Raw genomic sequence first — 9,869 nt, 5'->3', positions numbered from 1 at the left:
GACCTGGGCTGCGGCCTCGGCGCGGACGCGCTCGCCGCCGCCCGCGCCGGCATCCAGGTGTACGGCGTGGAGGCCGACCCGGTGACCGCCGCGATGGCCGCGGCCAACGCCGACGCGGCCGGGCTGGCCGAGCTGGTCACCATCGAGTGCGGCGACGCGACCGCGTTCGACGTGCGCCGGGTGGACGGCGTCTTCTGCGACCCGGCGCGGCGGAAGGCCGGCACCGGACGGCGGATCTTCGACCCGAACGCGTACTCACCACCGTGGGACTTCGTGACGGGTCTGGCGGAGCGGGTGCCGTACACCGTGGTGAAGGTGGCCCCGGGGCTGGACCACGCGCTGATCCCGGCGGGCGCCGAGGCGGAGTGGGTGAGTGTGGACGGCGACCTGGTGGAGGCGGCCCTCTGGTGCGGGCGCCTCGCCGAGGTCCCCCGCCGGGCCACCCTGCTCCGCGGCGACCTGCCGCACGTCCTGACCGGCGCCGGGGACGCCGAGGCGGCCGTCGGCGCGGTACGGCGCTTCGTGCTGGACCCGGACCCGGCGGTGGTCCGGGCGCACCTGGTCGCCGAGCTGGCCGGGGAGCTGGACGCGACGCTGGCCGACCCGAGCATCGCCTACCTCTACACCGACGCCCCGGCGCGTACGCCGTTCGGCCGCTGCCTGGAGGTCACCGACGTGCTGCCGTTCTCGCTGAAGCGGCTCCGCGCGCTGCTGCGGGACCGGCGGGTCGGCCGGGTGGAGATCCTCAAGCGCGGCTCGGCGCTGGAGCCGGAGAAGCTGCGCCGGGAGCTGAAGCTGGCGGGCGACGCGGCGGCGAGCCTGGTGCTGACCCGGGTGGCCGGGGCGCCGACGGTGCTGATCTGCCGACCGGTCCCGGCCTGACGGCGATTGTCGGCTCGCCCGCCGACGGGGCCCGGGTTAGCTTGTCCGGCATGGCGGGACAGGGCACTCCGGCGACCGCGCTGCTGGCGCAGCGGAAGATCAGGCACAGCACCCACCCGTACGACGTCTCCCCGGACGCGTCGAACTACGGCGCGCTGGTCGCGGCGGCGCTCGGGGTGCCGCCGGAGCGGGTCTTCAAGTCACTGGTCACCGAGGTCGACGGTGCGCTCACGGTCGCGGTCGTGCCGGTCACCGGGGAGCTGGACCTGAAGGCCCTCGCCGCGGCGGTCGGCGGCAAGCGGGCCACCATGGCGGACCGCACCGTCGCCGAGCGGGCGACCGGTTACGTCCGCGGCGGCATCAGTCCGCTCGGTCAACGCAAGCGCCTGCCGACCGTGCTCGACTCGTCGGCGCTGGACCACCCCACCATCTACGTCTCGGCCGGCCGGCGGGGCCTCCAGCTCCAGCTCGCCGCCGCGGATCTGATCGCCCTGACCGGCGCCACCACCGCCCCGGTCGCGACCCGGTGAGCGGCCGCCGAAGCGGTCCCGACCGGCGCTGAACACGGCCGTGAGCAGGGAGCGCTCTCAACCAGGTGACAGCGGGGTGACAGTCGCGTTGCTGAATTGTTACCGCCGCCAACAAACTTCTGACCTCGGCACTCTTGCGCGCTCTGTGTGACGCGGAATACGTTGCCGGGCACAACAAACAACACCGACCACTACTTCCCCACCTTCGGAAAGGACCCGTGCACATGCGCAAGGGCTTCCTCACCTTCGCCGCCGTCGGCCTGCTCGCCACCGGCAGCATGGCCGCGTGCGGCGACAACTCCGGCGGCTCCGACCAGGCCGGCGGTTCGTCCGACAAGAAGCCGAAGATCGGCGTGATCCTCCCGGACAGCAAGTCCTCCGCCCGCTGGGAGGGCGCGGACCGCAAGTTCCTGGAGGAGGCCTTCAAGGCCGCCAACGTCGACTACGACATCCAGAACGCGCAGGGCGACAAGACCCAGTTCCAGACCATCGCCGACCAGATGATCACCAACGGCGTCACCGCCCTGATGATCGTCAACCTGGACTCCGGCACCGGCAAGGCCGTCCTGGACAAGGCCAAGTCGCAGGGTGTCGCGACCATCGACTACGACCGGCTCACGCTGGGCGGCTCGGCGCAGTACTACGTCAGCTTCGACAACGAGGCCGTCGGCAAGCTGCAGGGCGAGGGCCTGAGCAAGTGCCTGACCGACAAGGGCGCGAAGAACCCGGTGGTGGCGTACCTGAACGGCTCGCCGACCGACAACAACGCGACGCTGTTCAAGAACGGCTACGACTCGGTGCTCAAGCCGAAGTTCGACTCGAAGGACTACACCAAGGGCCCGGACCAGGCCGTTCCGGACTGGGACAACACCCAGGCCGCCACCATCTTCGAGCAGATGCTCACCCAGACCAAGGGCAAGATCGACGGTGTGCTGGCCGCCAACGACGGCCTCGGCAACGCGGCCATCTCGGTGCTGAAGAAGAACAAGCTCAACGGCAAGGTCCCGGTGACCGGTCAGGACGCCACCGTCCAGGGCCTGCAGAACATCCTCTCCGGTGACCAGTGCATGACCGTCTACAAGGCCATCAAGGAGGAGGCGAAGGCCGCCTCCGACCTGGCCATCGCGGTCGCCAAGGGCGAGAAGAAGGACACCGGCCAGACGGTGAAGGACCCGGAGGGTGGCCGCGACGTGGCCGCCGTCCTGCTCACCCCGAAGGCCATCTACAAGGAGAACGTCAAGGACGTCGTGGCTGACGGCTTCGTCACCAAGGAAGAGCTCTGCACCGGCAACTACGCCAAGCTCTGCGCCGACGCCGGCATCAGCTGACCGTACCCGCTTCAGGCGGTACCGCCCGGCACGGGACATCCCGTGCCGGGCGGTGCCCACGCCGGACGGGATCCGACCTCCCTCCGTCCAAAGGAGACCCCCGTGTCCGCAACTCCCCTGCTGGAACTACGCGGGATCGACAAGAGCTTCGGTCCCGTCCAGGTCCTGCGTGACGTCGCCTTCGCCGCGCACCCCGGCGAGGTGACCGCGCTGGTCGGCGACAACGGCGCCGGCAAGTCGACCCTGGTCAAGTGCATCAGCGGCATCTACCCCACCGACGCCGGCGAGGTCCTCTTCGACGGCAAGCCGGTCAGCATCAACAGCCCCCGGGACGCCGCCGCGCTCGGCATCGAGGTCGTCTACCAGGACCTCGCGCTCTGCGACAACCTCGACATCGTCCAGAACATGTTCCTCGGCCGCGAGAAGCGCAGCGGCATCGTGCTCGACGAGCCGACCATGGAGCAGATGGCCGCGGAGACCCTGGCCGGGCTCAGCGTCCGCACGGTGAAGTCGCTGCGCCAGCACGTCTCCAGCCTCTCCGGCGGGCAGCGCCAGACCGTGGCCATCGCCAAGGCGGTGCTCTGGAACAGCAAGCTGGTCATCCTGGACGAGCCCACCGCCGCGCTCGGTGTCGCGCAGACCGCCCAGGTCCTCGAACTGGTCCGCCGGCTGGCCGACAACGGGCTGGCCGTGGTGCTGATCTCGCACAACATGAACGACGTCTTCGCCGTCTCGGACCGGATCGCCGCGCTCTACCTCGGCCAGATGGTCGCCCAGGTGAAGACCACCGACATCACCCACTCGCAGGTGGTCGAGCTGATCACCGCCGGCCGCTCCGGCAACCTCGGACTCGTCACCGCCGACGCGGCCACGGGCCCCAACGGCAACGGCGCCGCGACCGCCGACACCAACCCAGGAGCCGTCCGATGACCACCACCGCCGTCCAGAAGGAAGGCCCCGCCGCGGTCGCGCCGGAGCCGAGCGTCGGCAGCCACGTCCGCAACTACTGGCGCCGGGTACGCGGCGGCGACATGGGGGCGCTGCCCGCGGTGGCCGGGCTGATCGTGCTCTGCACGGTCTTCGCGATGATGCGGCCGTCGTTCCTCTCGGCCGGCAACTTCGCCAACCTCTTCACCCAGGGCGCGGCGGTCACTCTGATCGCGATGGGCCTGGTCTTCGTCCTGCTGCTCGGCGAGATCGACCTCTCCGCCGGTTTCGCCAGCGGTGTCTGCGCCGCCGTCCTGGCCAACGTGGTGACCGTGCTCGGCTACCCCTGGTACGTGGCGGTGCTCGCCGCGATCGTCACCGGTGTGGTGATCGGCACGGTCCTCGGCTTCCTGGTCGCGAAGATCGGCATCCCGTCCTTCGTGGTCACCCTCGCCGGCTTCCTCGCCTTCCAGGGCATCGTGCTGATGCTGATGAAGGAGGGCACCAACATCTCGGTCCGGGACGAGACGCTGGTGGCGATCGCCAACCGCAACCTCTCCCCGGTGCTCGGCTGGGCGCTGCTCGCCGTGGCGGTCGCCGGGTACGCGGCCGTGCAGCTGCTGCGGCACCGCAACCGGGCGGCCCGTGGCCTGCTCACCGACCCGCTCGCGGTGGTGCTCGCCCGGATCGCCGCGCTCGCCGTCATCCTCGGCATCGCGGTCTACGTGCTCAACCTGGAGCGCAGCCGCAACGTGCTGGTCGTCTCGCTGAAGGGCGTGCCGATCGTGGTACCGATCATCGCGGTGCTGCTGATCGTCTGGACCTTCGTACTCCAGCGCACCAGCTACGGCCGGCACATCTACGCGGTCGGCGGCAACACCGAGGCCGCCCGCCGGGCCGGCATCAACGTCGACCGGATCCGCATCTCCGTCTTCGTCATCTGCTCCTCGATGGCGGCGGTCGGCGGCATCGTGGCGGCCAGCCGGGCCAACTCGGTGGACCCCAACACGGGTGGCAGTAACGTCCTGCTCTACGCCGTCGGCGCGGCGGTGATCGGTGGCACCAGCCTCTTCGGTGGCAAGGGACGGGTGCTCGACGCCGTGCTCGGTGGTGCGGTGGTCGCGGTGATCGACAACGGTATGGGACTGATGGGCTACAGCGCGGGTGTGAAGTACGTGGTCACCGGTGTGGTGCTGCTCCTGGCCGCCAGCGTGGACGCCTTCTCCCGTCGGCGTTCCGCCGCCACCGGCACCCGCTGAACCCCGCTCCACAGAAATGGCCGTCGCAATGCGCACCGGACCGAGCCAGGACGAGATCCGTCGGCAGAACCTGGGCGCGTTGCTGCGGTACGTCCACGTCCACGGTGCGACGTCCCGCGCGGAACTGACCACCGCGCTGGGGCTCAACCGCAGCACCATCGGCGCGCTGACCGCCGACCTGGCCGGCGCCGGTCTGGTCAGCGAGGGGACGCCGAAGGAGACCGGCCGGGCCGGACGACCGTCGCTGGTCGTCCGGCCCGAGTCGGCCCGGGTGTACGCGTACGCGTACAGCATCGAGGTGGACCGGCTACGGGCCGCGCGGGTGGGTCTCGGCGGTGAGGTCCTCGACCGCCGGGAGCTGGACCGACCGCGGAACCTGCTGGCCGGGGAGACCGCGCCGCTGCTGGCGGCGGCGGTCAAGGAGATGCACCAGAGCGTGCCGGCGGCCTCCATCTGCGTCGGCGTCGGACTGGCGGTCTGCGGGATGGTCCGCCGCGAGGACGGCCTGGTCCGGCTCAGCCCCACCACCGGGTGGGTGGACGAGCCGATCGGCGCGGCGCTCGGTGCCGAGCTGGGCGTCGACGTGCCCATCACGGTCGGCAACGTGGCGGACGTCGCCGCCTTCGCCGAGCACGCCCGCGGTGCCGCCGCCGGCTGCGACAACGTCATCTACCTGTACGGGGACGTCGGCGTCGGGGCCGGCATGATCGCCGGCGGACGGCGACTCACCGGGCACGGCGGCTATGGCGGCGAGGTCGGCCACATGGTGGTGGTCCGCGACGGCGCCCGGTGCGAGTGCGGCCGCCGCGGCTGCTGGGAGACCGAGATCGGCGAGCACGCTCTGCTGCGGGCCGCCGGTCGCTCCGACGCCCGGGGCCGGGAGGCGCTGCTGGGCGTCTTCGACGCCGCCGACCGCGGTGACGCCCGCGCCCAGATCGCGGTCCGGCAGGCCGGCGACTGGCTCGGCTTCGGCGTGGCCAACCTGGTCAACATCTTCAACCCGGAGATGGTCATCTTCGGCGGCACCATGCGCGACCTCTACCTCGCCGCGGCCGCCCAGGTACGCAGCCGGCTCAACTCCAACGGGCTACCCGCCTGCCTGGAGCATGTCCGGCTGCGGACCCCGAAACTCGGCGAGGACGCCCCGCTGATCGGCGCCGCCGAGCTGGCCTTCGAACGGCTCCTCGCCGACCCGCTCGACGTGGGCTGACCGGCTCAGCCCGCCGGGACCACCGGGCTCGGCTCCCGCTCCGGTGCGTGCACGGTGGGCGATGGACGGTCCAGCTCGCGCCAGGCCGGCGCGACGAACGGTGCCAGCGTGACCAGCAGGTATGCCCCGCCGAAGAGCAGGCAGGCGACCGGGAATGCGAGACCGGCCGTGGCCCACCCGGCAAGCAGGCCGCCGAGCGGGATGCCGGCCCACGAGATGGCGTGCGCCGGACCGAGGACCCGGGCGCGCAGCTCCTCCGGGACCCGCTCGTAGATCAACGCGCCGAGGATCGGGTTGACCGCGGCGATGCTCAGCCCGGCCACGAACGAGATCAGGTAGACCGCCCAGAGCCGGTCGACCGCCGCCAGCGCCACGAAGCGGGGCGCGCCGGCGATCAGGAAGCCCACGGTGAACACCGCGAACCGGGGCACCCGCGGCGCGACCAGGGCAAGCAACGCCCGTCGCCGAACCGGGTGAACTGTTCGGGCCGGTGATCCGTACCAGAGTCCGGACGGGCGGCCGGCGGGTGCGCCCGTCCGCCAAGCGTTCGGCCCGGACCGAGGAGGCACCGCACACCATGGCACCGCTCAGATCCGCACCCCGTCGGCCGGCGCACCGGGCCCACCGGGTGACGCTGCTGCTCGTCACCCTGGTCGCGGCGCTCGGCGTCCTCCCCGGGGTGGCCGTCGCGGCGCCCGGTCAGCAGCTCAACGCCGCCGACATGACCCTGCTCAACGGCGTACGGCTGGCCGGGCTCTGGGAGATGCCGGCCGGGCAGATGGCCGCCGAGAAGGGCCAGTCGCCCCGGGTACGCGAGATCGGGGCGGAGATCGCCCGGCAGCACGGGGTGCTCGACCAGCTCGTGGTGAACGCCGCCAACAAGCTCGGTGCCACCCTGCCGACCGAGCCGACGGCCGAGCAGAAGGGGTGGCTCGCCGAGCTGCAGAATGCCACCGGCGCCCGGTTCGACCAGATCTTCGTGACTCGGCTCCGGGTGGCGCACGGCAAGATCTTCCCGGTGATCGGCGCGGTACGGGCCAGCACCCGGGACGCCACCGTCCGCAAGCTCGCCGACGAGGCGAACAAGTTCGTCTCCGACCACATGGCGATGCTGGAGAGCACCGGCCTGGTCCGCTGGCAGCAGCTCCCGCCCGCCGCCCTGCCCCCGGCGCAGAGCGACTCGCTGGTCGCGGCGGCCGCCGCCAGCGCGGGCACCGGTGGCGGCGTCGAGGTCAGCACCACCGTCGTCTGGCTGGTCTTCCTCGCCGCCCTCGGCACCGGCGGCTTCGCCACCTACCGCATCCTCCGCCGCAGCTGACGCCCACCGCGACGGCCCCCGTCGGGTGGGGGCCGTCGCTTACGCCAGCTGTGCCAGGAGCCCCGCCAGCCGTGCCAGGAACGCCCTCAGCCGTGCCAGGAGCGCCAGAGGGCCGCGTACGAGCCGCCGGCCGCGACCAGCTCGTCGTGCGAACCCAGTTCGGCGATCCGGCCGTCCTCCACCACCGCCACCCGGTCGGCGTCGTGCGCCGAGAAGAGCCGGTGCGCGATGGCGATCACGGTCCGCCCCGCCAGCACGGCGGCCAACGACCGTTCCAGCTCCCGGGCCGCCCGCGGGTCGATCAGCGAGGTGGCCTCGTCCAGCACCAGGGTGTGCGGGTCGGCGAGCACCAGCCGGGCCAGGGCGAGCTGCTGCGCCTGCGCCGGGGAGAGGGGGTGCCCGCCCGCGCCGACCACAGTGGCCAGCCCGTCCGGCAGCGCCTCGGCCCAGCCCAGCGCGTCCACCGCGGCCAGCGCGGCACAAACGTCCGCGTCGCTCGCCTCCGGCCGGACCATCGCCACGTTCTCCGCCAGGGTGTCGATGAAGACGTGGTGCTCCTGGGTGACCAGCGCGACGTGTCGGCGCAGCTCGTCCAGGGGCAGCTCGGTCAGCGGGCGGCCGGCCACGGTCACCGAACCGGACCGGGGCGCGTGCACCCCGGCCAGCAGCCGGCCGAGGGTGGACTTGCCGGCCCCGGACGGGCCGACCATGGCCAGCTTCTCCCCCGGCCGGGGTACCAGCGTCACCCCGTGCAGCACGTCGTGCCCCTCCCGGTAGGCGTACCGGACGTCCCGGGCGGCGACCCGCCGGTCCCCGTCCGCCGCACCGGTCGGGGCCGCTGCCGCCGGGGAAGTCGGCCGGTCGCCGGCCACGCCGAGCAGGCGGGCCAGCGAGGCGCCGCCGACCTGCAGCTCGTCCAGCCAGGAGAGCAGCCGGTCGATCGGGTCCACGAGCTGCTGCACGTAGAGGGTCGCCGCGGTGACCTGGCCCAGGGTGACCCAGCCCTTCAGGTGGAACCAGCCGCCGATGACCAGCGTGGCGACCACCGGCACCACGTACCCGATCTCGGCCACCGGGAAGAAGACGGTCCGCAACCCGAGGGTGTAGCGCTCGGCGGCGTACGAGCGGCGGATGTCCCCGGCGGTGCGGGCCCGGCGGCGGGCCTGCTGCCGCAGCGCCTCCGTGGTCCGCGACCCCTCGACGGTCTCGCTGATCCCGTCGGTGATGTCGGAGTAGGCGGCGTTCTCCCGCAGATAGCCCTCCGGCGCCCGGCGCAGGTACCAGCGGGTGCCCGCCCAGAGCACCGGCACCGCCAGCAGGCAGGGCAGCGCCAGCAGCGGTCCGGTCAGCACCAGCGCGCCGCCGATGAGCACGACGGTCACCGCCGCGATCAGGGTCTCCGGCACCGCGAACCGGACCGTCCGGGAGAGCGCGGAGACGTCCCGCGACGTCCGGGTGAGCAGATCCCCGGTGCCGGCGCGCTCCACGGTGGACAGCGGCAGGGCGAGCACCCGGTCGACGAAGGCCTCGCGCAGCTCGGCGAGGACCCGCTCGCCGAGCCGGGCCGAGGCCAGGTGGGCGAAGCGGACCAGCACCGACTGGATGACCACGAACCCGGCGATGGCCAGCGCGATCCGGTCGACGGTGACCGTCGAGGCGCCGCGCGAGATCCCCTCCACCAGGTCGCCGAGCAGCCGGGGCGCGACCAGGCCCGCGGCGGCGGCGAGCGCGTGCAGGCCGAGCGCCGCGGCCAGGCCGCGCGGATGCCGGCGGACCAGCGTACGGGCATACCGCCGGACCTGATCCGCGTCGGCGACGGGCAGGGCGGTGCTCATCAGTCCTCCTCCCGGCTGACCGTGGCCGCGTACCGCGGCTCGGCGGCGAGCAGCTCCTCGTGCGGCCCCTCGGCCACCACCTTGCCGTCCTCCACGAAGACCACCTGGTCGGCCCGGCTCAGCACCAGCGGGCTGGTGGTGCAGACCAGCGTGGTCCGGCCGCGCCGGGCGGCGCCGAGCCGGTCGGCGATCCGGGCCTCGGTGTGCGCGTCCACCGCGCTGGTCGGTTCGACCAGCACCAGCGTCTCCGGGTCGGCGACCAGCGCCCGGGCCAGCCGCAGCCGCTGCCGCTGGCCGCCGGAGAACTCCCGGCCGCGCTCGGCCACCCGGCTGTCCAGCCCGTCGGGAAGCGCGTCCACGATGTCCGTCGCGCTCGCCGCCACCAGGGCCGCCTCGACCGTGGCCCGGTCCGCCGCGTCGTGCGGGTCCAGCTCCGCCCGCAGCGGGCCGGTGAAGAGGTGCGCGTAGTTGTCGGCCACCAGGATCCGCTCGCGCACCGTCGCCAGCGCCATGTCCCCCAGCGGTACGCCGTGCAGCGTCACGTCCCCGTCCACGTACCGGCCGAGCCGGTCGGCCATCG

10 protein-coding genes are annotated in these 9,869 nt (G+C 72.9%); 7 read left to right on the top strand and 3 right to left on the bottom strand.

Annotated elements, in window-relative coordinates:
* The 6 genes from DKL51_RS27740 to DKL51_RS27710 form a co-directional block, all read left to right on the top strand.
* The coding region (locus DKL51_RS27740) for a THUMP-like domain-containing protein (RefSeq protein WP_124812660.1) at positions 1 to 882 on the top strand (882 nt) is incomplete at its 5' end.
* A 50-nt stretch (positions 883 to 932) separates the two neighbouring features.
* On the top strand, positions 933 to 1,412 hold the full coding sequence (ybaK, locus tag DKL51_RS27735) for a Cys-tRNA(Pro) deacylase (RefSeq protein ID WP_109943203.1): 480 nt from the start codon (positions 933 to 935) through the stop codon (positions 1,410 to 1,412).
* A 224-nt stretch (positions 1,413 to 1,636) separates the two neighbouring features.
* Positions 1,637 to 2,740, top strand: a complete 1,104-nt coding sequence (locus DKL51_RS27725; protein ID WP_109943201.1) for a sugar ABC transporter substrate-binding protein — start codon at positions 1,637 to 1,639, stop codon at positions 2,738 to 2,740.
* A 102-nt stretch (positions 2,741 to 2,842) separates the two neighbouring features.
* Positions 2,843 to 3,670: an ATP-binding cassette domain-containing protein gene (locus tag DKL51_RS27720; protein WP_109943200.1), complete on the top strand. Its 828-nt coding sequence runs from the start codon at positions 2,843 to 2,845 to the stop codon at positions 3,668 to 3,670.
* Positions 3,667 to 4,926, top strand: a complete 1,260-nt coding sequence (locus DKL51_RS27715) for a sugar ABC transporter permease (RefSeq protein WP_109943199.1) — start codon at positions 3,667 to 3,669, stop codon at positions 4,924 to 4,926. Before DKL51_RS27720 ends, DKL51_RS27715 begins: the two co-directional genes overlap by 4 nt.
* A gap of 28 nt (positions 4,927 to 4,954) precedes the next feature.
* Positions 4,955 to 6,136: an ROK family protein gene (locus DKL51_RS27710; protein ID WP_109943198.1), complete on the top strand. Its 1,182-nt coding sequence runs from the start codon at positions 4,955 to 4,957 to the stop codon at positions 6,134 to 6,136.
* 5 nt (positions 6,137 to 6,141) lie between these two features.
* Here DKL51_RS27710 and DKL51_RS27705 read toward each other — a convergent pair whose 3' ends face one another.
* Complete coding sequence (locus DKL51_RS27705; RefSeq protein ID WP_165823036.1) at positions 6,142 to 6,591, bottom strand: MFS transporter; 450 nt, start codon at positions 6,589 to 6,591, stop codon at positions 6,142 to 6,144.
* Positions 6,592 to 6,713: 122 nt separating this feature from the next.
* Between DKL51_RS27705 and DKL51_RS27700 the strand changes: the two genes are divergently transcribed.
* A complete protein-coding gene (locus tag DKL51_RS27700; protein WP_109943196.1) occupies positions 6,714 to 7,454 on the top strand; it encodes a DUF4142 domain-containing protein in 741 nt (246 codons plus the stop codon).
* 86 nt (positions 7,455 to 7,540) lie between these two features.
* Here the strand turns inward: DKL51_RS27700 and DKL51_RS27695 are convergent, their stop codons facing one another.
* Positions 7,541 to 9,289 (bottom strand): ABC transporter ATP-binding protein, encoded by a 1,749-nt coding sequence (locus tag DKL51_RS27695; RefSeq protein WP_109943195.1) that lies wholly within the window; start codon positions 9,287 to 9,289, stop codon positions 7,541 to 7,543.
* Positions 9,289 to 9,869: ATP-binding cassette domain-containing protein (locus tag DKL51_RS27690; RefSeq protein WP_148097859.1), on the bottom strand; the 581-nt coding region annotated here is incomplete at its 5' end. The genes DKL51_RS27690 and DKL51_RS27695, both read right to left, overlap by 1 nt.

This window comes from Micromonospora globispora, from assembly GCF_003857015.1.
Taxonomy (GTDB): Bacteria; Actinomycetota; Actinomycetes; order Mycobacteriales; family Micromonosporaceae; genus Micromonospora; species Micromonospora globispora.
This window is presented reverse-complemented; position numbering and strand designations above follow the sequence as displayed.

Excerpts from the sequence above, each read along its gene's own strand:
- ybaK (WP_109943203.1), top strand. The coding sequence starts at position 933 with ATGGCGGGACAGGGCACTCCGGCGACCGCGCTGCTGGCGCAGCGGAAG.
- DKL51_RS27725 (WP_109943201.1), top strand. The coding sequence starts at position 1,637 with ATGCGCAAGGGCTTCCTCACCTTCGCCGCCGTCGGCCTGCTCGCCACC.
- DKL51_RS27715 (WP_109943199.1), top strand. The coding sequence starts at position 3,667 with ATGACCACCACCGCCGTCCAGAAGGAAGGCCCCGCCGCGGTCGCGCCG.
- DKL51_RS27710 (WP_109943198.1), top strand. The coding sequence starts at position 4,955 with ATGCGCACCGGACCGAGCCAGGACGAGATCCGTCGGCAGAACCTGGGC.
- DKL51_RS27700 (WP_109943196.1), top strand. The coding sequence starts at position 6,714 with ATGGCACCGCTCAGATCCGCACCCCGTCGGCCGGCGCACCGGGCCCAC.
- DKL51_RS27695 (WP_109943195.1), bottom strand. The coding sequence starts at position 9,289 with ATGAGCACCGCCCTGCCCGTCGCCGACGCGGATCAGGTCCGGCGGTAT.